This window comes from Lysobacter olei (genome assembly GCF_054777355.1).
Genome location: NZ_BAAHAT010000004.1, coordinates 225917 through 251711, shown reverse-complemented (window position 1 = coordinate 251711; position 25795 = coordinate 225917). Strand labels below are relative to the sequence as shown.

Below are 25795 nucleotides of genomic sequence, written 5' to 3'. Positions count from 1 at the left end.
CGCCGAACCTAGCATGGCGCCATTGGTTTACACGCTGCATAGCAGCAATGCTGGACGGGCCGTTCGCCCCCTCCGCGTGGGGACTTCCCCGCCACCGGACGGGACGGGCCCCGCACTCGTTACAATCAGCCGCCGGCGTGTGCCCGCAGGCCCCGCCCCCCGCATTGCAGACGCCCCATCGAATGACCCAGACCGCCGAGAAGACGCCCGAACACACCCCGCTGATGAAGCAGTTCTTCGCAGCGAAGTCCGAGCACCCCGACGTGCTGTTGTTCTTCCGGATGGGCGACTTCTACGAACTGTTCTATGACGATGCGCGCAAGGCCGCGCGCCTGCTGGACATCACCCTGACCCAGCGCGGCAGTTCGGCCGGCCAGCCGATCCCGATGGCCGGCGTGCCGCACCACTCGGCCGAGGGCTATCTGGCTCGGCTGGTGGCCCTGGGCGAATCGGTGGCCATCTGCGAGCAGATCGGCGACCCCGCCCTGGCCAAGGGCATCGTCGAGCGCAAGGTCGTCCGCATCGTCACGCCTGGCACCGTCACGGACGAGGCCCTGCTCAACGAGCGGCGCGACACCCTGCTGCTGGCCATCGCTCGAGGCAAGAGCGGCTATGGCGTGGCCTGGGCCGATCTGGCTGGCGGCCGCTTCCTGGTCAACGAGGTGGCGACCGAGGACGCCCTGGAAGCCGAGCTCGCCCGGTTGGAGCCGGCGGAGACGCTGGTCGCCGATGAGGAGGGCTGGCCGGCCTTTGTCGATTCCCGGCTGGGCGTGCGCCGCCGCCCGCCGTGGCTGTTCGATGCCGACAGCGGCCGCCGCCAGTTGCTGCGCTTCTTCAATCTGCACGACCTGACCGGCTTCGGGCTGGAGGATAAGCCGTTGTCCGTGGCCGCCGCGGCTGCGCTGTTGGGCTACGTGGAGGAAACACAGAAGCAACGACTGCCGCACCTGACGTCCATTGCGGTGGAATCGGGGGATGGCGCGATCGCAATGAACGCCGCCACGCGACGCCACCTGGAGTTGGACACCCGCATCGACGGCGACAGCAAGCACACCCTGCTGGGCGTGCTGGACAACACCATCACCCCGATGGGCGGACGGCTGCTGCGCCGGTGGCTGCACCGTCCGCTGCGCGACCAGGGTGTGCTGCGTGAGCGCCACCACGCCGTGGCGACCCTGCTGGAGTCACGCGCCGGCGATGAACTGCGGGACGAATTCCGCGCCATTGGCGACCTGGAGCGCATCCTGTCGCGCATCGCATTGCGCAGCGCGCGGCCACGCGACTTGTCCACCCTGCGTGACGGCCTGGCGATGCTGCCAGCGCTGCGCACGCAACTGGCGCGTCTGGATTCACCGCGGCTGGCCGCGCTTGCCGCCGAACTGGGCGAGCACGACGAGCAGGCCCACCTGTTGCAAAGCGCCATCGTGCCGCAGCCGCCCGTGCTTGCTCGCGATGGTGGTGTCTTCGCCGAAGGCTACGACCACGAGCTGGACGAACTGCGCCGCCTCTCGACCCACGCCGACCAGTTCCTGGTGGACCTGGAAGTGCGCGAGCGTGAGGCCAGCGGCATTCCCACGCTGAAGGTGGGCTACAACCGCGTCCACGGCTACTACATCGAAGTCAGCAAGGCACAGGCCGACAAGGCGCCTACGCATTACACGCGTCGGCAGACGCTGGCCAATGCCGAACGCTACATCACCGAAGAGCTGAAGCAGTTCGAGGACAAAGTGCTCTCCGCGCGCGAGCGTTCACTGGCGCGCGAGCGGTTGCTGTACGAAGGCATCCTGGACGCGCTCAACGCGCGCCTGGAGCCGCTCAAACATTGCGCCGCTGCGCTCGCCGAGCTGGACGTGCTCGCGTGCTTCGCCGAGCGCGCACAGACGCTGGACTGGTCGCAGCCGCAGCTCAGCGCCGAGCCGGGGCTGCGCATCGAACGCGGTCGCCACCCAGTGGTGGAAGCGGTGCGCAAGGATCCGTTCGAGCCCAATGACCTCGTCCTGGGTGACACCGATGCGCTTGGCCGGCGTCGCATGCTGGTGATCACCGGCCCCAACATGGGCGGCAAGAGCACCTACATGCGGCAGAACGCCCTGATCGTGCTGCTCGCGCACATCGGCAGTTTCGTGCCTGCCGCACGGGCCGAGATGGGCCCGATCGATCGCATCCTGACGCGCATTGGCGCCGGTGACGACCTCGCGCGCGGCCAGTCCACCTTCATGGTGGAAATGAGCGAGACCAGCTACATCCTGCATCACGCCACCGACCAGTCGTTGGTGCTGATGGATGAGATCGGCCGCGGCACGTCCACGTACGACGGCCTCGCCTTGGCCGAGGCGTGCGCCCGCCACCTGGCGCAGGCGAACCGGGCCTTCACCCTGTTTGCGACGCATTACTTCGAATTGACCGCCCTGGCCGAACCCGGCAGCGGCATCGCCAACGTGCACCTGGATGCCGTGGAGCACGGGGACCAGTTGGTGTTCATGCACGCGGTGAAGGAAGGCCCGGCGGACCGCAGTTTCGGCCTGCAGGTCGCGGCCCTCGCTGGCCTGCCGAAGACGGTGGTGAAGCAGGCCCGCGGGCGCCTGGCCGAACTGGAGCGCCAGAACCGCGACGCGCCGGCCCCGACGATGTCGGCACCGGCGTTGGACCAACCGCAGCAGTTCGGGCTGTTTGCGCCGAACGCCGCGGCACTGGATGCGTTGGCATCCATTGACCCGGACGAGCTGACCCCCAAGCAGGCCCTGGAAGCGCTCTACCGCCTCAAGGCGCTGGCCTGACCGGCGATTAGGCCGCCTTGGCGGAAACGCCCGCGCACGCAAGCGCTTGGGCAAGGTCGTTCCACAGGTCATCGACGTGCTCGATGCCAGCCGACAGGCGCAATAAGCCCGGCGTGATGCCCGTGGCCGCCCGGGTCGCGTCGTCCAGGACCCGGTGGGTCAGGCCGGCCGGGTGCTGGATCAAGGTATCGACCGACCCCAGGCTCACGGCCGGCGTCATCAGCCGCACGGCCGCCATCACGGCGGCGGCGGCGGTGTGCCCGCCATGCATTTCGAACGCCAGCAGGGCGCCCGGCCCACGCATCTGGGTGCGCACCAGCGCGCTGTTGCGAACCGTGCCCAGACCCGGGTAGCACACCTTCGCCACCGCCGGGTGCGCGGCCAGCCTTTCGGCCAATGCGATGGCGTTGGATTGCGCACGTTCCACGCGGAGCGACAGCGTCGGCAGGCCGCGATGCAGCAGATAGGCTCCCAGTGGATGCAGCAGCCCGCCCGTGGCCGCGCGTACCTGGCGCAGGGCCGCGGCATCGTGTTCGTTGCAGCAGACCACGCCCGCGATCACGTCGCCATGGCCGCCCAGGAACTTGGTGGCGCTGTGCAGCACGTAGCGGGCACCGAGCGCCGCCGGTTGCTGCAGCACGGGCGTTGCGAATGTCGAGTCCACCACCACCGGCACGTTTCCGGCGGCAGCGACCACGGCACGGATGTCGACCAGGTCGAGCGTCGGATTGGCCGGGGTCTCGATCATCACCAGGCCCGTGTCGGGGCGCAGGCGCGAAGCGATTTCGGAAGCCTGTACAAACTCGGCTTCCAGCCCAGTGACCCCGCAGGCCAGCAGGTGGTCCGAGGTGCCGTACAGCGGGCGGACGACCAGCACGTGGCGCGCGCCCTGCATCCGTACCGCCATCAGCAACGCCGTCAACGCGGCCATCCCGGATCCGTAAGCGACGCAGGCCTCGGTCCCTTCGAGATCAGCCAAGGCCCGTTCCACACGCGCGACCGTCGGGTTGAACAGCCGGGCATAGATCGGGTTGGTCGCGGTGGCCTCACCCCCGACCAGCGCGTCGAAGCTGGCGGTGCCCACGGCCAGATCCGGCACGGGATAGGTGGTCGACAGGTCAATGGGCGGGGCATGCACGCCCAGTTCGGCGAAGTCCTCGCGGCCCGCGTGGACGGCCCGCGTGTCGAAAGCACTGTTCTGATGGCTCATGGCGCACCCTGTTCAACGGAATGACCCAAGCCTAGAACCTTGTGCGGTGCACCAATGTTGCGCCGAATATTATTTCGTGAAAGGCTGTTTTCATGCATCTGGACCGAACAGACTTCGCCCTCCTCCGGCTGTTGCGGAAGAACGCACGGCTACCCAACAAGGATCTCGCGGAACGTGCGGGGATCGCCCCGTCGACCGCCCTGGAACGGGTACGGCGGCTGCGCGACTCAAACGTGCTGCTGGGGTTCCATGCCGAGATTGCCCCGGAGGCGATCGGCATTGGCTTGCAGGCGCTGGTGGCAGTGCGGATGACCCGCCACTCCCGGGAGTTGCTGGACAGCTTCCAGGCGCACCTGCGCGCCCTGCCGGAAGTGCTGGCGTTCTACCACGTGGCCGGTGCAGACGATTTCCTCGTGCACGTGGGCGTGCGCGACAGCGCGCACATGCGGGACTTCACGGTGGCCGCCTTTACCGAGCGGCCGGAAGTGGCGCACATCCAGACCCACCTCATCTTCGACTTCCACCGCAACGACAGCCTGCCCGAGTTGCTGTCTGGTGCGGATTCATCCAACGAGCGCTGAGCGCGCGCCGCGATTCCGGCGCTTCAGGTCGCCCGGGATTCCAGGATCGAGACCTCGCCGGCGGTGTCCACTTCGCGCAAGAGCAGGAAGCCGGCACTGCGCAGCAGGTAGGCACATTCGTCCCGCGTGCGCTGGCGCCCGCCAAACAGCACCAGGCGATGGATATCCAGCAGGTGCGACCAATCGCCGCCTTGCAGCTCTGACATGACGGCCTCCACCAACAGCATGGTCGCGCCCGGAGGCGCCGCACGCCGCACCGCCTTCAGGGCGGCAATGGCCTGGTCGTCGTCCCACTCCTGGAGCACGTCCATGAGCAGGTAGGCACTGCAGCTGGGCAACGGGTCGCGGAAGCAATCAACGTCCTGGGTTTCCAGGCGCGACTGGGCAGCGCCGGCTTCGATTTGGGCAGGGGTGCCCAGCAGAATGCCCTTGGTGTTGGGGCTGGCATGCAGCACGGCGCGCAGCAGGCGCCCACCGCAACCGTCGATGGCACCGATCAGTTCGAAGCCAGAGAAGTCATAGGCCGACAGCACCGCTGCGACCTGCCGCCGCGCATATGCGGACTTGGCCGCCTCCAGGATGGTCGCGGCTTCGGGGGCGTGTCCGAGCCAACCGTGCAGCCCCTGCGGCTGCAGCAATTCGGTGGAGGGCCGATCGGTGCGCAGCGAGTGCCCCAGCACCCCGTACGCATCCCAGAACAGGGGCAGGCCGAAGAGGCGGACGAGCGGACGCATCGATTCCGGGTGGTCCTCTCGCAGCAGGCGCGAGGACGCGGTGTGGCTGAAGCGGCCGCGCTCCAGTTTGAAAACGCCGTGGGCGGCCAGCAATCGCAGTACGCGCGACAGGGCGTCCCGGTGCGCCCCGACTGCCTCCGCGAGCGTGCCGGCATCCGTCGGCTTGTCGCCCAAGACATCGGCGACGCCGAGTTCCACCACGCCATGCAGGCACCGGGCCACGCAGTAGCTTCCGGCCATCTGCTGCAACATCCCTGCGGGACCGCGGTCTGCCATGGCGCCACCGTTGATTGCGAGTCCGGGCATCCGATCGTCGACAACGTCGCTAAATCCGACGCCAAATTGTCATGTGGGCGGCCATGCCGCTGAACGGGACAACCCGAACGGGTGGCCGTCACGGGCTTTGACGGTGCCTGGCGGTAGCATCGGGCCAGCATCCGAAGGCAGACGAAGATGAGCCCATCCCTCGCAAGAGATCTTCTTGGCCAGTTGCAGGGCCAACCCATCCAACAGATCAGCCAGCAACTTGGACTGCCGCAGGCGCAGGCGTCCGGCGCGGTGGAGGCCGCACTTCCGTTGCTGCTCGGAGCATTGGGGCGGAATGCCGGCCAGCCTGCGGGCGCGGACGCCTTGTTCGGCGCTCTCCAACGCGACCATGCCGGCGCCGGGAACCTGGGTGGCCTGCTCGGCAGTGTGTTGGGCGGCGACGGTCAGGGCGAGAAGATCCTCGGACACATCTTCGGCGCGAAGCAGCCCGTCGCGGCTGAAGGCCTCGGGGCTGCCACCGGGCTACAGGGCGACAAGGCCAACCTGCTGCTCAAAATCCTCGCGCCGATTGTCATGGCCTACCTGGCCAAACGCATCTTTGGCCAAGCCCAGGGCGGCACGCGCGACGCGCAGGGGCTGGGCCAGATTCTCGGCGAGGAACAGCAGCAGATCCGGCAACAAGGCGGCGTGGGCGGAGGCCTGCTCGGTGCCGTGCTGGACCAGGACGGTGATGGCCAATTGGGCCTGGGCGACCTGCTGAAACTTGGCGGGGGCGTGTTGGGCGGCAAGCGCTGAGCGACGGACGGGGTTCCCCCGCTACATCGCGTCGATATCGCCCAGCGCCCGGATCAAGCGCCGTGCGCGCTTGTCCGGCTTGGTTTCCGGCGCCTGGTACCCGTTGCGTTCGGCCATGCGCTGTGCTCGCGCCTGTTCGCGCTGGACCCGGGATTCTTCCGTCTCCGCGTACAACTGCTGGGCGACGGTCGCTGGGCCACGCACGTCACTGAGCCCCTGCACGCCGACCACGAACACTTCTTCGGCGCGACTGATCCTCAAGGTGTCTCCCAGGCGCACCGACCGCGACGGCTTGGCGCGCTGCCCGCCAATCTCGACCTTACCGGTCTCAATGGCGTGCTTGGCCAAGGCGCGGGTCTTGTAGAAGCGCGCAGCCCACAGCCATAGGTCGAGGCGGACGGTTTCAGTGGAGGCAATGGCGTCGGTCACGGGCACGACATGGTGGCGTGATTGCTGGAAACAAAGCTGGGCGGTCGACACGGAAGGTGCATTTGTTCACCTTGGCCTGCTCGCGATGACCGGGGGCATCCCAAACGAAAACGGCCGCCCGGAGGCGGCCGTTCACTGCGCGGTGGACCCGGTGGGTCACACCATGCGGATTACTTGGCGGCAGCAGCAGCAGCGGCCGCAGCGGCCTTGGCCTTGGCGTTGCCGGCCAGGTCTTCCTTGATGCGCGCCTTCTTGCCTTCCAGGCCACGCAGGTAGTACAGCTTGCCGGCGCGGACCTTACCGCGGCGCTTGACCTCGACCGAGTCGATGGTCGGGCTGTGGGTCTGGAACACGCGCTCGACACCGTAGCCGTGCGAGATCTTGCGCACGGTGAACGAGGAGTTCAGACCGCCGTTCTTGATGGCGATGACCACGCCCTCGTAAGCCTGCACGCGCTCACGGTTGCCTTCCTTCACCTTGACGTTGACGATGACGGTATCGCCTTGGGCGAAGTCCGGCAGCTTGCGCTGGATCTGTTCGGCTTCGAAGTTCTGCAGCAGCGTGTGGATCGAGGGCTTGTTCATGGTCCGGCCTGTTGGATTCGTTGTAGCGCGAGTGCACGTGGACCCGCGTCTGGCATGTGGATGGAGCTTATGGGTGACGCAAGGGTGGAGCTAAGCCGCGCATTATAACGACGTTTTTCTTTTGCTGGCTAGTAGTTAGCCGGCGGGAGGCGGTTCCGGCACACCGGGCGCGGTTGCGGCCAGGGCGCCGTTGCCGGGCGCCCCCCCGGGTTCCACTTCGGGTGCCGCGTCGCCAGAGGCAGGCCGGGGCTGCGCCACCGGGCGCACAGAGCCAGTCTCAGAGGGCGCGGAGACGGGCGTTTGCGCGACCCGAAAGGCTTCCAGCAGCTTGCGATCCGACTTGGACAGGGCCGCCTCGTCCAGCAGGTCCGGGCGACGCAGCCAGGTGCGGCCCAGCGACTGCTGCCGGCGCCACTTGGCGATCTCGGCGTGGTTGCCCGACAGCAACACCGGCGGGACGTTGCCCAGCGCATGCTCGACCGGGCGGGTGTAATGCGGGCAGTCCAGCAGGCCGTCCTCGAAACTGTCCTGCACGGCCGACTCGGCATCGTTCAGGGCGCCTTCCTGCAGCCGGGCCACGGCATCCAGCACCACCGCCGCCGCCAACTCGCCCCCCGACAGCACGTAGTCGCCGATGGAGACCTCCTCGTCGACTTCCGCCTGCAGGAAGCGCTCGTCCACGCCTTCGTAGCGGCCGCACAGCAGGACCAGACGGGGATGGGCGGCCAGTTCACGCACCTTGGCCTGGGTCAGGGGGGCGCCTTGGGGGCTCATGTACACCACACGGGCCGGCGTGGGGTCGGCGGCGCGGACGTCGGCCAGGCAGGCACGCAACGGCTCGATCATCATCACCATGCCGGGACCGCCGCCGAAGGGGCGATCGTCCACGCGGCGGTAGTTGCCTTCGGCGTAGTCGCGGGGGTTCCAGCCGTGCACCGACAGCAGGCCGCGCTCCCCTGCCCGCCCGACCACGCCAAAGGCGGCGCACTGGGCGACGAACTCGGGAAACAGGCTGATGATGTCAAAACGCATGGAATCGGGTGCCTCGTGGAACCGTGCGGGCAGGCAGGTCGGTGCTGGGGCTTGGTGGGCACCTGTCCAACCGGGACAACCGACCTGCTCCGCCAGAGGGATGCGCCTTCACGCGCAGATGCCCCCGGCTCAGAAATCCGGGTCCCAGTCGACGGTGATCACGCCGGTGTCGAAATTGATGTCGGTGACGAACTGCGGCTGCACGAAGGGAATCATGCGCTCACGCTCGTCATCGCGAACCACCACCACGTCGTTGGCGCCGGTGGAGAAGAGATGCGAGACCGTGCCCAGCGCGACGCCTTCCAGATTGACCACGCGCAGGCCTTCCAGATCCACCCAGTAGTATTCGCCGGGCGTGGGCGGCGGCAGCGCGGAGCGCGGCACGAGAATCTCGGTACCGCGCAGCGCCTCGGCGGCATCGCGATCGGCCACGCCCGGGACCTGGGCGAGCACGTGCTTGCCGGTGTCGCGGCCGCGGATGCCGGACACGACATCCTGCGTGCCCTGCGGCGAGCGCAGGACCCACGGCTGGTAGCGGAAGATGGTTTCGCGGGGATCGGTCCAGGACTCGATTTTCACGTCCCCACGTAAACCAAGGGCGCCAATCATCCTGCCTAGCAGGATGTGGCGCCCAGGGTCTTTCATCGCCATGGCTACGCGCTCGGGCGCAGCCAGGGGATCAGGCCGAGGCAGCGGCCTTGGCCGCTTCCTTGTACAGCGTGGCGACCTTGTCGGTCATCTGCGCGCCGTTGGCGATCCAGTGCTTCACGCGCTCGACGTTCAGCTCGACCGGCTTCTCGTTGCCCTGGGCAACCGGGTTGTAGAAACCGACGCGCTCGATGTTGCGGCCGTCGCGGGCGCTGCGGCTGTCGGTAACGATGATGTGGTAGAACGGACGCTTCTTGGCGCCGCCGCGGGTCAGTCGAATCTTGACCATGAGGTTGCTCTCTGTGTTGCCCAGCTGCCGGGATGGCAGGGTAAGCCGGCGATTATAGAGGGAATTCCCCTCCCGCGGCAAGATGAACAGGCCGCAGCGCCAAGCAACGGAGCGCTACGGCCCGGGCGCCGGGCTCTGATCGGGCAGCCCCGGAGGAGCCGCCGCCTCAGCGGAACGGCATCGGCCCGCGGCCGCCCATCATGCCCTTCATGCCGCGCATGAGCCCCTTCATGCCGCCACCGGCCAGCTTGCTCATCATCTTTTCCATCTGCTGGAACTGCTTCATGAGCTTGTTGACGTCGGCCGGGGTCATGCCCGCGCCCTTGGCGATGCGCGCGCGGCGGCTGCCGTTGAGCAGGCCGGGGTTGCGGCGCTCCTTCTTCGTCATCGAGTTGATGATGGCGATCATGCGCGGCACTTCCTTGCCGGTGACCTGGCTCTTCACCTCGTCCGGAATCTTGCCCATGCCCGGCAGCTTGTCCATCAGGCCGCTGATGCCGCCCATGTTCTGCATCTGCTCGAGCTGGTCGCGCATGTCGTTGAGGTCGAACTTCTTGCCCTTGGCGACCTTCTCGGCGAGCTTGGCGGCCTTGTCCTTGTCGACCTGCTGCTCCACCTGCTCGACCAGCGACAGCACGTCGCCCATGTCGAGGATGCGGCTGGCGATGCGGTCGGGGTGGAACACGTCCAGGCCGTCGGGCTTCTCGCCCACGCCAATGAACTTGATCGGGCGCTGGGTGATGTAACGCACCGACAACGCGGCGCCGCCACGGGCGTCACCGTCGGTCTTGGTCAGCACCACGCCGGTCAGCGGCAGCGCCTCGCCAAAGTGCTTGGCGGTGACGGCGGCATCCTGGCCGGTCATGGAGTCGACCACGAACAGGGTCTCGACCGGATTCACGGCGGCGTGCAGGGCCTTGATCTCGGCCATCATCGCGTCATCGATGCTGGTGCGGCCGGCGGTGTCGACCAGCAGCACGTCGACGTACGACTTGCGTGCGTCGTCGATCGCCGCCTTCACGATGGCTTCGGGCTTCTGGTCGGCGGACGACGGGAAGAACAGCACGTCCACCTGCTGCGCCAGCGTCTTGAGCTGCTCGATGGCGGCCGGACGGTACACGTCCGCCGACACCACCATCACTTTCTTCTTGCGCTTTTCCTTGAGGTGCTTGGCCAGCTTGCCGACGGTGGTGGTCTTGCCCGCGCCCTGCAGGCCGGCCATCAGGATGACCGCCGGCGCCGGCACGTTGAGGTTCAGGTCGGCGGCCTGCGAGCCCATCACCGCGGTCATTTCGTCGCGGACGATCTTGATCAGCGCCTGGCCCGGGGTCAGCGACTTGAGCACTTCCTGGCCGACGGCGCGCACCTTGATGCGCTCGATCAGGGCCTGCACCACCGGCAGGGCCACGTCGGCCTCCAGCAGGGCGATGCGCACCTCGCGCAGGGACTCGCGGATGTTCTCCTCGGTCAGCCGGCCGCGGCCGCGCAGGCGCTCGATGGTGCCGGAGAGGCGCTGGGTGAGGGATTCGAACATGCGGGCAGGACCTGGAAATGGGGGAACAGCGGACTGCCAAGTATAGCGGTTGACCTCCGTCAGCCGGGCCGGTGGACAAACGCGCTAGACTCGCCGCGAACACGGCAGGGAATGAGGCAGCATGCGTTTTGCACGGGTTCTGGCCGTCCTCGTGGCGCTGGCCGGCGGGATGCCGGGCGCCGGGATGGCCGCGCAGGCCCGCGTGGCGGTGGCGGCCAATTTCGCCGATGCCGCGCGCCAACTGGCTGCCGACTATGGCCGCCAGAGCGGGCACCGCATCGATGTCAGCGCCGCTTCGACCGGCAAGCTTTATGCGCAGATCCGCAACGGTGCGCCCTTTGATGTGCTGCTGGCCGCCGATGCCGCCACGCCGCGCCGGCTGGTGACTGAGGGGTTGGCCGACGGCGCCACCCTGCACGATTACGCGATCGGCCGGCTGGTGCTGTGGAGCCGCGCCCCGGACAGGGTGAAGGACGGGGAAGCCCTGCTTCGCCGCGGCAAGATTGACCGACTGGCCATCGCCAACCCGGAACTGGCCCCGTACGGGACAGCGGCCCGTGATGTGCTGCGCCACGTGGGACGCTGGGACGCGCTCAAGCCGCGCCTGGTCATGGGCGAGAATGTCGGCCAGGCCACGCAGTTCGTGGTGACTGGCGCGGCGCCGCTTGGCCTGCTGCCACGATCGATGGTGCTGGAGGCGCGCAAGTCCACGCCCGGCTCAGGCTGGGACGTGCCGGCGTCGTGGCATACACCGATCGTGCAGAGCGCCGTGCTGCTATCGCGCGGTCGGGAGAACGCCGCGGCCCGCGGATTCCTGCAGTACCTGCGCAGTCCGCTGGCGCGGGCGCGCATCCGTGCGCTGGGTTACGACTGACGCCGCGGCATGGACGCTTCCGTCGCCACCTCCGCTTGGAACTCCACCCCGTGGATCGCGGCCACGTGGGTCACGCTGAAGCTGGCCGGACTGACCACCTTGATCCTGCTGGCGCTGGGCATGCCGTTGGCGTGGTGGCTGGCGCGCACGCGCTCGGGGTGGCGCGTGCCGATCGGGGCCGTGGTGGCGCTGCCGATGGTATTGCCGCCCACGGTGTTGGGTTTCTATCTGTTGATCGGTCTGGCACCGCAGAGCCCCATCGGGCAGATGACGAACGCACTGGGCCTGGGAACGCTGGCCTTCACCTTCGAGGGTCTGCTGCTGGCCTCAGTGCTGTACTCCCTGCCCTTCGTGGTACACCCGCTGCAGGCTGGCTTTGCCGCCGTCCCACGCGCAGTGCTCGACGCCGCGGCCACGCTGCGCGCATCGCCGCTGGACCGCTTCTTCAGCGTGGTGCTGCCGTTGTCGCGGCCGGCGCTGGTGACCGCCACCCTGCTCGGCTTCGCCCATACCGTCGGCGAATTTGGCGTGGTGCTGATGGTGGGCGGCAACATCGAGGGCGAGACGCGCGTGCTGTCGGTACTGCTCTACGACCAGGTCGAAGGCATGGCCTACGCCGATGCGCATAGATTGGCAGCGGGGCTGCTGCTGTTCTCTTTCGCCTTGCTGTTGGTGATGCAGTGGTTGGGCCGGCGCACGGCGGTGGCGCATGACTGAGGCCGCGAACGATCTCCTCGTCCGCCTGCGCGTCACGCGACGTGACTTCCGTCTGGACGTTGACCTGACCCTTCCCGGCCAAGGCACCACGGCCGTGTTCGGCCCATCCGGCAGCGGCAAGAGCACGCTGTTGCGCGCCGTTGCGGGGCTCGACCCCGATGCAGTCGGAACGGTGCAAGTGCAGGGAGAGACGTGGCAGGACGGCCCGGTCCGGTTACCCGCCCACCGGCGGCAAACTGGGGTTGTCTTCCAGCACACGGAATTGCTGCCGCACCTGAACGTGGACGACAACCTGCATTATGGCTGGCGCCGCGCGGGGTCACCGCGGGGCCTGCTGGAGGCTTGGACGGCGCGGCTGGGTCTCGCCCCGTTACTGCAACGCCGTCCGGATTCGTTGTCCGGCGGTGAGCGCCAGCGTGTCGCGCTGGCGCGCGCGCTGGTCACCCAACCGCGCTGGCTATTGCTGGATGAGCCGCTGAGCGCACTGGATGCCGAACGGCGCGCGGAGATCCTGCCCTACCTGGATGCCGTGCGTCGCGATGCAGGCATTCCGGTGCTGTACGTGACCCATTCGGTCGAAGAAGTGGCACGCCTGGCGGACCACCTGGTGCTCCTTGACTCGGGAACAGTCACGGCGACGGGGCCCGCCCTCGACGTGCTCAATCGCGCTGACCTACCCCTTGCCCTGCGCGACGACGCCGGCGTGGTGTTGACGGCGCGCGTGCGCGAATGCGACGCGCATGGGCTGCTCACCCTCGACACGCAGGCCGGAGCCCTGCATGCGCATGGGCGTGACCATGCCGCAGGCACGCCGCTCCGCGTGCGGGTGCAGGCCCGCGATGTCAGCCTGGCGCTGCAGCACCACGACGACTCCAGCGTGCTGAACGTGTTGCCGGCCACCCTCGTGGAACTCGTGGAATTGCCCAGCGGGCAGGTCCAAGCCCGGCTGGACGCCTCGGGGGCACCGCTGTTGGCGCGGGTGTCTCATCGATCGGTGGCGCGCCTGGCCCTGCGCCCCGGCATGTCGCTCTGGGCGCAGGTCAAGGCGGTGGCGCTGCTGGTCTGACGCGTTCAGCGCGCTGCGGCATGCCGTTGGGCGTTGATGATTTCGGGCAGATCCGTCTCGTGATCGATCTGCGGGAACTTGCGACGCTCCATCCGGCGGATGGCGAAGTGCATCCACACCAGTGCAATCGACACCAGGACGAACAGCAGCATGAAGCAGCTGGTCCACACGCCGACCACGTCATTCATGAAGCCAAAGGCGATGGGCAGGACGAAGCCCCCCAGGCCGCCGATCATGCCGACCACGCCACCCACCGCGCCCACGTGCTGCGGGTAGTACACGGGGATGTGCTTGTACACGGCCGCCTTCCCCAGCGACATGAAGAAGCCGAGTACGAATACCAGCACCGTGAAGGGCGCGAGGCCGATTGCCAGGTGGAAGGTGATGTCTTCCTTGATACCGCGGATCGTGTAAGTGGTGTCGGGATAGGACAGGAGGAAGGTGCAAATCACGGACACGCTGAAGGTCAGGTACATGACCCTGCGTGCGCCCCAGCGGTCTGAAAGCCACCCACCCACCACGCGGAACAGACTGGCCGGGATGGAGTACGCCGCCGCGATCATGCCGGCGGTGGCCACGTCCATGCCGTACGCGCCGATCAGGTAGCGAGGCAGCCACAAGGCCAGCGCCACGAACGCGCCGAACACGAAGAAGTAGTACAGCGAGAACCGCCACACCTGAAGGTTGCGCAACGGCTCCATCTGCTGCCGGAACGGGATCGGCTTCACGCCCGTGCGGCGCCGCTCGGCCAGGGATGGATCATCCTCGCTGAGCAGGTAGAACAGAATGCCGACCACGGCCAGCCCCACGGCCCATATCTTGGCCACGGTCATCCAGCCGTAGGCCACCATCACCATCGGCGCCAGCAACTTGGTCACCGCCGAGCCGATGTTGCCGGCGCCAAAGATGCCGAGCGCGGTGCCCTGCTTCGAGGCCGGGAACCATTTGGACACGTACGCCACGCCCACCGAGAATGAGCCCCCGGCGATGCCCACCAGCAAGGCGCCGATCAGAAACTGCGGGTAGGTTTTCGCCCAGGTGAGACCCCACGTGGCGGCGGCCGCGGCGAGCATCACCAGCAGCAACACGCGCCGGCCACCGAACTGGTCGGACCACACGCCCAGGAACAGGCGAATCAAGGAGCCGGTCAACACCGGGGTGGCGATGAGCAGGCCGAACTGGGTGTCGTTCAGGCCCAGCTGCTGCTTGATCTGGATGCCGATGATCGAAAAGATCATCCACACCGCGAAGCAGGTGGTGAAGGCGAAGGTACTGAGCCACAGCGCGCGCTGCTGGCGGGCTCCGCTTATCTGGGAAAGGTCCTGCATGGACGTGCTTCCGGTCGGGATTGGGAATCGTTGCGATGCCTGCCGCGCCCCTTGCGGCAGGCGAGCTCCGCCACCGGATGCACGTCCGTCGCCGGCCAAGGCGCCGTGGCGTGCGACCGGCGACGACGCCGGTGCATCAGTGGGCTGGACTCAGGCCGCTTCGGCCTCGATGGCATCCAGCCCGCGTACCTCATATCGCTCCTGCAGCTCCAGCAGGTACTGCTGCAATTCGCGCTGCCTCACTTGCAGTTCAAGGTAGTCGGAAATCCGCTCGCGGACTTGATCGAACGCAAGCGGCTCGCCTGCGGCAAGCGCATCCACGCAGACCACGTGGTAGCCCCAGCGCGACTCCACCGGGAAACCGGCCAGGCCTTCGCGCAGGCGAAAGACTTGGCGGTCGAACTCCGGCGTGGTCTGCCCCCGTTCCAGCCAGCCCAGGTCACCGCCCTCGGTCTTGGAAGGACAGTCGGAATGGCGCAGGGCGAAGTCGGCGAACAGTACCGGGTTGTCCTTCAGCTCCGCGATCAGCTGCTCGCCTTTGCTGCGCGCGTTGAAGCGGCCGGTAATGTCGTCGACCGACGCGCCCAGCAGGATGTGGCGGAGCCGGATGCGGTCGGGGGAGCGGAAGCGCCCGGGGTTCTGCTCGAAATACCTGCGGCAGTCTTCCTCGTTGGGCACACGGTTCTCCACCTCGCGCTCCAGCAGGACGCGGATGCGTGCCTCCTCCACCGGCTCACCGCCGGAGGGTTGCACCTCGTCGTCCAGCCCCAGCCGCCCTACCTCGCGCCGCAGCAGCTCGCGCACCACCAGCGCCCGCGCCGCCGACGCGCGCGACTGTTCGGGCTTCATCGCGCGGTGATGCTGCATCTCACGGGCGATGTCGGCCTCGCTGATGGCCGTGTCGGCCACGAACAGCAGGCACGGCGCGGGTTGCCCCAGCGAACGCGGGCCCTCCTCCGCATGATCGTGGTGGTGGGCGTGCGCCTCCTCCGCTACTGGCTTCTGCGAGTCGATGACGGTGATGGGCAGGGCGCGCAGGGTCGGCTTGTCGTCGCTCATGGATCAGGCCCTCGGGCCGTAACGCAGGGCCGGCTGGCGGCGACGCACCACCTGGTAGGGGCGCCACAGGTAGCTGACCGGGATGCTCCACACGTGCACCAGTCGGGTGAACGGCGCGATCAGGAACAGCGTCATGCCGAGGAACACGTGGGCCTTGTAGATCCAGTGCACATCGGTGATGAAGTTGGCGGCGCCCCAGCGGAAGGTCACGATATGCTGCGCCCACTCGCTCAGCAGGATCATCACGCTTCCGTCCATGTGGCCGGCCGACACGGCAATGCTGAACATGCCGAGCACCAGTTGGGCGAACAACAATACCAGCACCAGCGTATCGCCAAAGGTGCCCGTGGCGCGGACGCGCGCGTTGGTCAGGCGACGCACCAGCAAGATGCTGATGCCGATGAAGCACAGGGCGCCGAACACGCCACCGACCACCATCGCCATCAACTGCTTCTGTGGTGCGGTGATGAAGTGCTCGTACACCGCGTGCGGCGTCAGCAGGCCGACCAGGTGGCCACCGAGGATGGCCAGCACGCCCACGTGGAAGAGGTTGCTGCCCACGCGCATGCCCTTGTCGGACAGCAACTGGCTGGAACCGGTGCGCCAGGTGTACATCGACTTGTCGAAGCGCACCCAGCTGCCGATGAAGAACACCGCCAGTGCGATGTAGGGAAAGATCTGGAAAGCGAACTGGTGGAGATAGTTCATGGCTGCACCTGTCGGGTGGCGGCGGAGCGTGCGGGACTGCGGCTGGGCGGAGAGCAATTTTCGTCCGGTGCTTCGGCACCGAAGCGGACGGCCTCCTCCTCCCACAACCGGTCCATCACCTCCGGTGTGTCATCGCGGGGTTCCTCGCTGGCGCGCTGGCGCAGGGCGCCCAGATCGAGCTTGCCATCGGCGAACTCGACGAGGATCTCGAACAGAACCGCGTATGGGCTCTTGCGCTCGCCGGCGCGGGCGGCGAGCAGGCCGACGATGTGGCTGACGTGGTGCAGCCAATCCCGGGCCTCCGCCTGCGGCTGCTGGTCGAGGTACTCCAGAAGCAGCGGCAGATAGTCCGGCAGCTCCTTGGCCGACAGCTCGAAGCCGTTCTTGCAGTAGGCCTCGATCAGGTCGACCATGGCTTGCCCGCGGTCGCGCGATTCGCCGTGGATGTGTTCGAAGAGCAGCAGGCTCATCGAACGGCCACGGTCAAAGAGGGACAGCCACTGGTCCTGCGCGGCCAGCGGGTCCTGCGCCAGCAGTTCGCGGGTGAATGCAACAAGCTGCTCGCGGCGTGCGCCCTTGAGCGCGGGGTCCGCAGCCGCCGCCAACAGTTCATCGCCGTGCTGCCACAGCTCGTCCTGGGGGTAGTCCAGCAACACCCCCACCAGCTTGAGCAGGCTCATTCGACCACCTCATGCTTTTCCTGGCGGTTGGGATGTACCGCGTAGGCGGTGGTCTTGCGCTGACTGAACAGATCCGCGGGGCTGTCGCCGCTGCAGCCGTTGCCGAAGGTGAAGCCGCAGCCACCGCGCTCACCGAAGGCATCGCTGGCGTACTCGCGATGCGCTGACGGAATCACGAAGCGGTCCTCGTAGTTGGCGATGGCGAGGTAACGGTACATGTCCTCGGCCTGCGCCACCGTGAGGCCGGCCTGCTTGAGCACGGCGAGGTCCTCGACGCCATCCACGTTCATCGCGCGGCGCCAGGCGCGCATCGCCATCATCCGTTCCAGTGCGCGCACCACCGGAGCCTCATCGCCCGCCGTGAGCATGTTGGCCAGGTAGCGCACTGGGATGCGCAGCGACGCGACGTCCGGCAGTTCGCCATTCATGCCCACGCGGCCACGCTCGGCGGCGGACTGGATCGGCGACAGTGGTGGCACGTACCACACCATCGGCAGCGTGCGGTATTCCGGATGCAGCGGCAGCGCCAGCTTCCAGTCGATCGCCAGCTTGTACACCGGCGATGCCTTGGCGGCCTCCAGCCAGCTGTCGGGGATGCCTTCCGCACGCGCGGCCTCGACCACCTTGGGATCGAACGGGTCGAGGAAGATGTCCAGGTGGGCTTGGTACAGGTCCTTCTCGGCCGGCACCGATGCCGCGGCTTCGATGCGGTCAGCGTCGTACAGCATCACGCCGAGGTAGCGGATGCGGCCCACGCAGGTCTCCGAGCACACGGTCGGCTCGCCCATCTCGATGCGCGGGTAGCAGAAGATGCACTTCTCGGATTTGCCGCTCTTCCAGTTGTAGTAGATCTTCTTGTACGGGCACGCCGACACGCACATGCGCCAGCCGCGGCACTTATCCTGGTCGATCAGGACGATGCCATCCTCCTCGCGCTTGTAGATGGCGCCCGATGGGCACGCCGACACGCACGCCGGGTTGAGGCAGTGCTCGCACAGGCGTGGCAGGTACATCATGAAAGTCTTCTCGAACGCGCCGTATATCTCCTTCTGCACGTTGTCGAAGTTGCGGTCCTTGGAGCGCTTGGCGAACTCGGTGCCGAGGATCTCTTCCCAGTTCGGACCCCAGTGGATCTTCTGCATGCGCTCGCCGCTGATCAGCGAGCGTGGCCGGGCCGTGGGCTGGTGCTTGCTGTCCGGCGCCTCGTGCAGGTGCTGGTAGTCGAAATCGAACGGCTCGTAGTAATCGTCGATCTGCGGCAGGTCCGGGTTGGCGAAGATCTTCGCCAGCATGCGCCAGCGGCCGCCAGCGCGCGGCACCAGCTTGCCGGCCTGGGTACGGACCCAGCCACCGTTCCACTTGTCCTGGTTCTCCCACTCCTTGGGGTAGCCAACGCCGGGCTTGGTCTCGACGTTGTTGAACCAGGCGTACTCGACGCCCTCGCGGCTGGTCCAGACGTTCTTGCAGGTGATCGAGCAGGTGTGGCACCCGATGCACTTGTCCAGGTTCAGCACCATCGCAATCTGTGCGCGGACTTTCATCACACCACCTCCTGGGCGTTGGCCGGCACCGGCTCGCCATCCAGCCAATCAATCTTGTCCATCTTGCGCACGATCACGAACTCATCGCGGTTTGTACCGGTGGTGCCGTAGTAGTTGAAGCCGTAGGCCAACTGCGCGTAACCGCCGATCATGTGGGTGGGCTTGACCACCACGCGGGTGACCGAGTTGTGGATGCCGCCGCGGGTACCGGTGATCTCGGAGCCGGGCGTGTTGATGATGCGTTCCTGTGCGTGGTACATCATCGCCATGCCGCTCATCACGCGCTGGCTGACCACCGCGCGCGCCGCGATGGCGCCGTTGACGTTGAACAGTTCGATCCAGTCGTTGTCCTCGATGCCGGCCTCGCGCGCATCGGTCTCGCTCAGCCACACGATGGGGCCGCCGCGCGACAACGTCTGCATGATCAGATTGTCGCTGTAGGTGCTGTGGATGCCCCACTTCTGGTGCGGGGTGATCCAGTTCAGCACGATCTCCTTGTGACCGTTGGGCTTCTTGCCGAGGATCGGCGCGATGGTCTTGGTGTTGACCGGCGGGCGATAGCCCATGAAGCCCTCACCGAATGCCACCATCCACTCGTGGTCCTGGTAGAACTGCTGGCGACCTGTCAGCGTGCGCCACGGGATCAACTCGTGCACGTTGGTGTACCCCGCGTTGTAGCTGACGTGCTCGTCCTCCAGCCCCGACCAGATCGGCGAGGAGATGATCTTGCGCGGCTGCGCCTGGATGTCACGGAAGCGGATCGCCTCGTGCTCCTTGCCCACCGCGAGATGGGTGTGGTCGCGGCCGGTGAACTCGCCCAGTGACTCCCATGCCTTCACGGCGACGTGGCCGTTGGTTTCGGGCGCGAGGTGCAGGATCACCTCGCAGGCATCGATGGCGCTGTCGATGGCCGGGCGGCCTTGACTGACGCCTTCGTCGCGCACGCGGTGGTTGAGGTCGCCGAGGAAGTCGACCTCATCCTGCGTGTTCCAGCTCATGCCCTTGCCGCCGTTGCCCAGCTTGTCCATCAGCGGACCAAGCGAGGTGAACTTCTTGTACAGGTTCGGGTAGTCGCGTTCGACCACCACCATCGACGGCATGGTCTTGCCCGGCACCGGCTCGCACTCGCCCTTCTTCCAGTCGGCGACGGAGAACGGCATGGCCAGCTCGTTGGGGGTGTCATGCAGCGTCGGCACCAGCACCAGGTCCTTTTCCACGCCCAGCACGCCGGGCGCGAGGCCGCTGACCGTGCGCGCGATGCCCTTGAAGATGTCCCAGTCACTGCGCGATTCCCACGCCGGGTCCACCGCCTTGGAGAGCGGGTGGATGAACGGGTGCATGTCGGAGGTGTTGAGGTCGTTCTTCTCGTACCAGGTGGCCGTGGGCAGCACGATGTCCGAGTAGAGCGCCGTGGTGCACATGCGGAAGTCGAGCGTGACCAGCAGGTCGAGCTTGCCTTCCGGCGCCTCGTCGCGCCAGGTCACATCCTCGGGCTTGATCGCGCCGCGCTCGCCCAAGTCCTTGCCTTGCAGGCCATGCCGGGTGCCGAGCAGGTGGCGCAGCATGTACTCGTGGCCCTTGCCGGACGAGCCCAGCAGGTTCGAGCGCCAGATGAACATGTTGCGCGGGAAGTTCTGCGGCGCATCCGGGTCGGAGAAGGCGAAGTCCAGCGAGCCCTGCTTGAACTGGGACACCGCGTAGTCGACGGGTGCCATGCCGACCTTCTCGGCAGCGCGCACCACCTCGATGGGATTGCGATCCAGCTGCGGGGCACTCGGCAACCAGCCCATGCGCACCGCGCGCAGGTTGAAGTCAACGAGGCTGCCGCTGTACTTGGAGGCATCCGCCAGCGGCGACAGAATCTCCTTCACGTCCAGCTTTTCGTAGCGCCACTGGTCGGAGTTGAAGTAGAAGAACGACGTGCCGTTCATGTGGCGCGGCGGGCGGTTCCAGTCCAGCGCGAACGCCAGCGGCTGCCAGCCGGTCTGCGGACGCAGCTTCTCCTGGCCCACGTAGTGCGCCCAGCCGCCGCCGGTCTGGCCGATGCAACCGCACATGACCAGCATGTTGATCAGGCCGCGGTAGTTCATGTCGTTGTGGAACCAATGGTTCATCGCGGCGCCGACGATGATCATGCTGCGACCGTGCGTCTTGTCGGCGGTGCGCGCGAACTCACGGGCAATCTCGATCACGTCTTGGCGCGGCACGCCAGTGATCGTCTCCTGCCAGGCCGGGGTGCCCGGCACTTTGTCGTCGAAGCTAGCGGCCACGTTGCCGCCGCCAAAGCCGCGGTCCACGCCGTACTGCGCCAGCAGCAGGTCGTAGACGGTGGCCACGGCCCATTCCTGACCGTCAGCCAGGGTCATTCGGCGCACGGGAATGTTGCGCTCCAGCACCTCGTCGAACTTCGAGGCCGTCCACTTCTCGTGCTCGATGCCGCCGAAGTACGGGAAGCTGACCGCCTCGATGCTGTCGTTGGCGTCCTTCAGGGTCAGCCTCAGGCGCGTGTCACGCCCAGCGCTCTCCTTCTCCTCGATGTTCCACTTGCCCTTCTCGCCCCAGCGGAAGCCGACCGAGCCATTGGGCACCACCATCTCGCCGGTGGCCTCGTCGTACGCCAGCGTCTTCCATTCGGGGTTGTTGGTTTCGTTGAGGCCGCCCAGGTCGCTGGCACGGAGGAAACGCTCCGGCACGAGGCGCCCGTCATCGCGCTTCTCCAGGCGCACCAGCAGCGGCATGTCGGAGTACTGGCGGCAGTAGTCGGTGAAATACTGCGACGGGTGGTCGACGTGGAATTCCTTGAGGATCACGTGGCCCATCGCAAACGCCAGCGCGGCGTCAGTGCCCTGCTTGGGGTGCAGCCAGTGGTCGGTGAGCTTGGCGACCTCCGAGTAGTCCGGGGTAATCGCGACGGTCTTGGTGCCGTTGTAGCGCGCCTCGGTGAAGAAGTGCGCGTCGGGCGTGCGAGTCTGCGGGACGTTGGAGCCCCACGCGATGATGTAGCGGCTGTTGTACCAGTCCGCCGACTCGGGCACGTCGGTCTGCTCACCCCACACCTGCGGCGAGGCCGGCGGCAAGTCGCAGTACCAGTCGTAGAACGACAGGCAGGCGCCGCCCAGCAGCGACAAGTAGCGCGCGCCGGCGGCGTACGAAACCATCGACATCGCTGGAATCGGCGAGAAGCCGACCACGCGGTCCGGGCCGTACTGCTTGACCGTGTACAGGTTGGCGGCCGCGATCATCTCGTTGGCTTCGTCCCAACGCACGCGGGCGAAGCCGCCCATGCCGCGACGGGACTTGTAGTCCTTGGCCTTGGCCGGATCGTTGACGATGCTCGCCCATGCCTCCACCGGCGACTTGGTCTTGCGCGCCTCGCGCCACATGCGCAGCAGCGCGCCGCGCACCAGCGGATACTTCAGACGGTTGGCGCTGTACAGATACCACGAATAGCTGGCGCCACGGGGGCAGCCGCGCGGCTCATGGTTGGGCAGGTCGGGTCGCGTGCGCGGATAGTCGGTCTGCTGGGTTTCCCATGTGACCAGCCCGTTCTTGACGTAGATCTTCCAGCTGCACGAGCCCGTGCAGTTCACGCCGTGGGTGGAGCGGACGATCTTGTCGTACTGCCAGCGGGCGCGGTAGCTGTTTTCCCACTCCCGGCTTTCCGTCTTGGTAACGCCGTGGCCGTCGGAGAATGTGTCCGGGCTGCGCTTGAAGAACTGCAGCCGGTCAAGGAAATAACTCATGGGAAAACCCTCTTGGCAATCGATTGCATCGCGGTGTCACGCATCCTGTTGAAGGGGCCGGCGATGCCGGCCCCGGTTACCTTGCGACGGGTCAGCACGGTGTTTCGGCGCCGCGGCGGTAGTACCACCACCACGTGACCACCAGGCAGCTGACGTAGAAGGCGATGAACCCATACAGCGCCATTTCGGGGCCGCCGGTCATGGCGATCGATGAGCCGTAGCTCTTGGGAATGAAGAAGCCGCCGTAAGCACCGATCGCCGAACTGAAGCCGATCACGGCCGCCGATTCGATGCCCGCCTGGCGCGTCGCCGCGGCCTTGCCCTCGGCATCGGCGTTGGCCGACCAGCGCTCATGCAGCGTGCGGAAGATCACCGGAATCATGCGAAACGTGGAGGCGTTGCCGATGCCTGTCAGCACGAACAGCGCCATGAAGCTGGCCAGGAAGCCCTGGAAGTTGCCGCCCTGCCCGCCACTGGGCAGGAAGTGCAGCACCGCGAACACGCCCGCCACCATCAGCGCGAACACCCAGAACGTCAGGAGCGCGCCGCCCAGCTTGTCGGACAGCCAGCCGCCCACCGATCGCATCAGCGCGCCCACCAGCGGCCCCAGGAAGGCATACGTCATCGGGTTGACGTCGGGGAACTGGGTCTTGATCAGCATCGGGAAGCCAGCCGAGAACCCGATGAACGAGCCGAAGGTACCGATGTACAGCCAGCACATCAGCCAGTTGTGCTTGCGCTTGAAGATCACCGCCTGCTCGGCGAACGACGACCGTGCGGCGGAGAGGTCGTTCATGCCAAACCAGGCGGCGATGCTGCACACCACCAGGAACGGCACCCAAATGAATCCCGCGTTCTGCAGGAACAGCACCTTGCCGTCGGCGGTCACCTGCGGCACACCGGCCAGCGTGCCGAACAGCCCGAAGGTGATGACCAGCGGGATGACGAACTGCGTGACCGACACGCCCAGGTTGCCCAGCCCCGCGTTCATGCCCAGCGCGTAGCCCTGCTTCGCCTTCGGGTAGAAGAAGGAGATGTTGGACATCGACGAGGCGAAGTTGCCGCCACCGAGTCCGCACAGCATGGCGATGGCGACGAATTGCCAGTATGGCGTGGTGGGATCCTGTACCGCGAAGCCCAACCACACGGCGGGAATCAACAGCGAGGCCGTGGCGATGGCGGTCCAGCGCCTGCCGCCGAACAGCGGCACCACGAATGAATAGAAGATGCGCAACGTGGCACCGGACAGGCCGGGCAGTGCAGCCAGCCAGAACAGCTGGTCGGTGGTGAAGGTGAACCCCACTTGCGGCAGGCTCACGGTCACCGCGGAGAACATCATCCAGATCGCGAACGCCAGCAGCAGCGCGGGGATGGAGATGGCGAGGTTGCGATTGGCGATGCGGTTGCCGGTACGCGCCCAGAACGCGGCGTCCTCCGGTTTCCAGTCATGGATCAGGGAACCAACGCTGCGAGGCTTGCTGGCCATCTGGGCGTTCATGGGACGTACCTGCGGTAGGGAAAGCCGGATGTGCCGACGGCCGCCTCTTGGGAAGCGCGGCGTCTTCACTGCAGCGCCAGCGTGCTCCCGATCGCCCGACCCTAGATTGATCGGGATCAATTTCAGCTGGGGCCTTCACACCCTCTTGACGTAGATCAACCGGAGTCCCGGTCAGCTCCCCCAGGGGATTGCGCGCCCCGCCTGGACGTGCCGCGGCTGCGGACGCTGTCCCGCACGTCCACCTCGAAGGCGACCTCCAGGTCGGGCCCTATCCCCACCGCGAGCCGGAAAGCCAGGCCCTCCCGACACGGCAGCCGGGCCACGTATGGGTCCAGCTGCCCGCGCGACAGGCTGAGCGTCCAACCGCCCTTGCCCGCCAGCAACGTGGGCTCATCGCCCCCTACCACGCGCACCTCGTGCCTGCAGCACTCGCCGCCCGGCAATCGGGTCAGATTGTCGATGGCCTCGCCAGCCAGCAGTCGTGCCAACTCAGCTTCGCTGATCCGCACCCGAAGGGACTGTCCCTGCATCTGCACTTTCATGAGCTCACCGCCTGCCATTCATCGGGCGTGTTGCAGTTGACGAGTTCTGCTCGCTGCGCCGGCGATAGGTCGATGGATGCGCCCTTGAGCGCGTGGCGCAATGTCCGCAGCGATCGCCGGCCCGCCGGGTCGCCCAGCAGCCCGGCCAGCACCGCGCGGCTATGGGCATCTACCTGCAGACGCACCGGCAGGACGTGGTCACGAAATGTCACGCATGCCGACGCGCGTGCGCTCGCCAGCGCGCGCAGAAGGCCCGGCGTCACCAACGGCATGTCCACGGGCATCAACAGCAGCACTCCGTCCGGCACCGCTGCGAACACACTGGCCAAGCCGCCCAGCGGACCGAGGTCAGGCGTGGCGTCGGGAAGGCCGTCCCACTCCGGGTAGTCGCCGCTGACCACCACTCTGGCCGCACCAGCCGCCATCATCGTGGCGCAGGCGTGCTCCACCAGCGTCTGGCCACGCCACGTCAGGCGCGCCTTGTCCTGCCCCATGCGGCTGGAACGGCCACCGGCCAGGACCACGCCGATCCAGACCGGTGGCTCAGTGTCCGTGGTGTCCATGGGGATGGCTGCAGCCTTCGTCGCCATGGGCAGTCGTCGGCATCGGGCTGCCGGCCTCTGCGTGCGGCACCGCCATCTGGACGCCCTCCGCTGACACCGCCGCCTCGTCAGCCGATGCGACCGCCACCGACGTCGGCATTTCGGAATCTTCCCCACACAGCGAACACCCCTCGCTCCAGATGCTGTCGCCGTCCTCGTAGTGTTCCTGCTTCCAGATCGGGCTGGTGTGCTTCACCGCCTCGATCACCTGCCGACAGGCACGGAAGGCCTCGTCGCGGTGTGGCGTGCCCGCCGCGACCACCACCGCCAGATCGCCCACCGCGAGCCGCCCCTTGGCGTGGGCGATGTAGAGCTTCAGCGTCGGACCGAAGTCGCCATCGGCGCGGGCCGCGATCTCGCGAAAGCCATTTAGCGCCAACGGTACGAACATGTCATAGCTGACGCCGGTGACCACCCGTCCGTGGTTCAGATCGCGTACCCGACCGACAAACATCGTGATGCCGCCGAAGCCGGGATCGGACACGAACTCGAGTGCCGCCGCTGGATCGAGCGGACCGTCAACGATGTCGACGACGCTGCAATGATGCCGTTCCATG

22 protein-coding genes and 2 pseudogenes are annotated in these 25795 nt (G+C 66.9%); 6 read left to right on the top strand and 18 right to left on the bottom strand.

Features of this window, described 5'->3' with window-relative positions:
* Nucleotides 1-182 precede the first annotated feature (182 nt).
* Entirely contained in the window at nucleotides 183-2777 is a 2595-nt protein-coding gene (gene mutS / locus ACYVBS_RS07775) for a DNA mismatch repair protein MutS (protein WP_460822877.1), read from the top strand.
* 7 nt (nucleotides 2778-2784) lie between these two features.
* Here mutS and ACYVBS_RS07770 read toward each other — a convergent pair whose 3' ends face one another.
* Nucleotides 2785-3987 carry a trans-sulfuration enzyme family protein gene (locus ACYVBS_RS07770; RefSeq protein WP_460822876.1) on the bottom strand — a complete coding sequence of 401 codons (1203 nt, stop codon included), beginning with the start codon at nucleotides 3985-3987 and terminating at the stop codon, nucleotides 2785-2787.
* Nucleotides 3988-4079: 92 nt separating this feature from the next.
* Here ACYVBS_RS07770 and ACYVBS_RS07765 point away from each other — a divergent pair, with 92 nt between their 5' ends.
* Nucleotides 4080-4568: an Lrp/AsnC family transcriptional regulator gene (locus tag ACYVBS_RS07765; protein WP_460822874.1), complete on the top strand. Its 489-nt coding sequence runs from the start codon at nucleotides 4080-4082 to the stop codon at nucleotides 4566-4568.
* A gap of 23 nt (nucleotides 4569-4591) precedes the next feature.
* On the opposite strand, the gene ACYVBS_RS07760 is transcribed toward ACYVBS_RS07765, so the two are convergent.
* Nucleotides 4592-5578: a methyltransferase gene (locus ACYVBS_RS07760; protein ID WP_460822873.1), complete on the bottom strand. Its 987-nt coding sequence runs from the start codon at nucleotides 5576-5578 to the stop codon at nucleotides 4592-4594.
* A 177-nt stretch (nucleotides 5579-5755) separates the two neighbouring features.
* Between ACYVBS_RS07760 and ACYVBS_RS07755 the strand changes: the two genes are divergently transcribed.
* Entirely contained in the window at nucleotides 5756-6364 is a 609-nt protein-coding gene (locus ACYVBS_RS07755; RefSeq protein WP_460822872.1) for a DUF937 domain-containing protein, read from the top strand.
* A 21-nt stretch (nucleotides 6365-6385) separates the two neighbouring features.
* Here ACYVBS_RS07755 and ACYVBS_RS07750 read toward each other — a convergent pair whose 3' ends face one another.
* The 6 genes and pseudogenes from ACYVBS_RS07750 to ffh all read right to left on the bottom strand — a co-directional run bounded on the left by ACYVBS_RS07750 (nucleotide 6386) and on the right by ffh (nucleotide 10880).
* The gene (locus ACYVBS_RS07750) at nucleotides 6386-6793 is read right to left on the bottom strand and encodes an RNA-binding S4 domain-containing protein (protein WP_460823022.1); all 408 of its coding nucleotides are present in this window, start codon (nucleotides 6791-6793) and stop codon (nucleotides 6386-6388) included.
* 170 nt (nucleotides 6794-6963) lie between these two features.
* Nucleotides 6964-7377: a 50S ribosomal protein L19 gene (gene rplS, locus ACYVBS_RS07745; RefSeq protein WP_460822870.1), complete on the bottom strand. Its 414-nt coding sequence runs from the start codon at nucleotides 7375-7377 to the stop codon at nucleotides 6964-6966.
* A 294-nt stretch (nucleotides 7378-7671) separates the two neighbouring features.
* A pseudogene (trmD, locus tag ACYVBS_RS07740) lies at nucleotides 7672-8409 on the bottom strand (tRNA (guanosine(37)-N1)-methyltransferase TrmD); the annotation flags it as partial.
* Nucleotides 8410-8538: 129 nt separating this feature from the next.
* Complete coding sequence (gene rimM, locus ACYVBS_RS07735) at nucleotides 8539-9054, bottom strand: ribosome maturation factor RimM (protein WP_460823020.1); 516 nt, start codon at nucleotides 9052-9054, stop codon at nucleotides 8539-8541.
* Between the two features lie 34 nt (nucleotides 9055-9088).
* A complete protein-coding gene (rpsP, locus tag ACYVBS_RS07730; protein ID WP_460822869.1) occupies nucleotides 9089-9346 on the bottom strand; it encodes a 30S ribosomal protein S16 in 258 nt (85 codons plus the stop codon).
* Nucleotides 9347-9512: 166 nt separating this feature from the next.
* Nucleotides 9513-10880 (bottom strand): signal recognition particle protein, encoded by a 1368-nt coding sequence (gene ffh, locus ACYVBS_RS07725; RefSeq protein WP_460822868.1) that lies wholly within the window; start codon nucleotides 10878-10880, stop codon nucleotides 9513-9515.
* 121 nt (nucleotides 10881-11001) lie between these two features.
* On the opposite strand from ffh, the gene modA reads away from it, so the two are divergent.
* From modA to modC, 3 genes are read left to right on the top strand one after another with little or no spacing between them, the layout of a single operon-like run.
* On the top strand, nucleotides 11002-11754 hold the full coding sequence (modA, locus tag ACYVBS_RS07720) for a molybdate ABC transporter substrate-binding protein (RefSeq protein WP_460822867.1): 753 nt from the start codon (nucleotides 11002-11004) through the stop codon (nucleotides 11752-11754).
* A 9-nt stretch (nucleotides 11755-11763) separates the two neighbouring features.
* On the top strand, nucleotides 11764-12471 hold the full coding sequence (gene modB, locus ACYVBS_RS07715; RefSeq protein ID WP_460822866.1) for a molybdate ABC transporter permease subunit: 708 nt from the start codon (nucleotides 11764-11766) through the stop codon (nucleotides 12469-12471).
* The gene (gene modC, locus ACYVBS_RS07710; protein WP_460822864.1) at nucleotides 12464-13537 is read left to right on the top strand and encodes a molybdenum ABC transporter ATP-binding protein; all 1074 of its coding nucleotides are present in this window, start codon (nucleotides 12464-12466) and stop codon (nucleotides 13535-13537) included. The genes modB and modC overlap by 8 nt, the downstream gene beginning before the upstream one ends.
* 5 nt (nucleotides 13538-13542) lie before the next feature.
* Here modC and ACYVBS_RS07705 read toward each other — a convergent pair whose 3' ends face one another.
* From ACYVBS_RS07705 to ACYVBS_RS07660, 10 genes and pseudogenes are all read right to left on the bottom strand, one after another.
* The gene (locus ACYVBS_RS07705) at nucleotides 13543-14865 is read right to left on the bottom strand and encodes an MFS transporter (RefSeq protein WP_460822863.1); all 1323 of its coding nucleotides are present in this window, start codon (nucleotides 14863-14865) and stop codon (nucleotides 13543-13545) included.
* 150 nt (nucleotides 14866-15015) lie between these two features.
* Nucleotides 15016-15924, bottom strand: a complete 909-nt coding sequence (locus ACYVBS_RS07700; protein WP_460822862.1) for a peptidylprolyl isomerase — start codon at nucleotides 15922-15924, stop codon at nucleotides 15016-15018.
* Nucleotides 15925-15927: 3 nt separating this feature from the next.
* A complete protein-coding gene (gene narI / locus ACYVBS_RS07695) occupies nucleotides 15928-16632 on the bottom strand; it encodes a respiratory nitrate reductase subunit gamma (RefSeq protein WP_460822861.1) in 705 nt (234 codons plus the stop codon).
* Nucleotides 16629-17312 (bottom strand): nitrate reductase molybdenum cofactor assembly chaperone, encoded by a 684-nt coding sequence (gene narJ, locus ACYVBS_RS07690; protein WP_460822860.1) that lies wholly within the window; start codon nucleotides 17310-17312, stop codon nucleotides 16629-16631. Before narJ ends, narI begins: the two co-directional genes overlap by 4 nt.
* Nucleotides 17309-18853 carry a nitrate reductase subunit beta gene (gene narH, locus ACYVBS_RS07685; protein ID WP_460822859.1) on the bottom strand — a complete coding sequence of 515 codons (1545 nt, stop codon included), beginning with the start codon at nucleotides 18851-18853 and terminating at the stop codon, nucleotides 17309-17311. Before narH ends, narJ begins: the two co-directional genes overlap by 4 nt.
* Nucleotides 18853-22596 carry a nitrate reductase subunit alpha gene (locus tag ACYVBS_RS07680; protein ID WP_460822858.1) on the bottom strand — a complete coding sequence of 1248 codons (3744 nt, stop codon included), beginning with the start codon at nucleotides 22594-22596 and terminating at the stop codon, nucleotides 18853-18855. The genes narH and ACYVBS_RS07680 overlap by 1 nt, the downstream gene beginning before the upstream one ends.
* A gap of 91 nt (nucleotides 22597-22687) precedes the next feature.
* Entirely contained in the window at nucleotides 22688-24094 is a 1407-nt protein-coding gene (locus ACYVBS_RS07675) for a NarK family nitrate/nitrite MFS transporter (RefSeq protein WP_460822857.1), read from the bottom strand.
* Between the two features lie 155 nt (nucleotides 24095-24249).
* Entirely contained in the window at nucleotides 24250-24636 is a 387-nt protein-coding gene (locus tag ACYVBS_RS07670; protein WP_460822856.1) for a hypothetical protein, read from the bottom strand.
* Entirely contained in the window at nucleotides 24633-25199 is a 567-nt protein-coding gene (locus tag ACYVBS_RS07665; RefSeq protein WP_460822854.1) for a molybdenum cofactor guanylyltransferase, read from the bottom strand. The genes ACYVBS_RS07670 and ACYVBS_RS07665 overlap by 4 nt, the downstream gene beginning before the upstream one ends.
* Before the next feature lie 139 nt (nucleotides 25200-25338).
* A pseudogene (locus ACYVBS_RS07660) lies at nucleotides 25339-25794 on the bottom strand (molybdenum cofactor biosynthesis protein MoaE); the annotation flags it as partial.
* Nucleotide 25795: the final 1 nt, after the last annotated feature.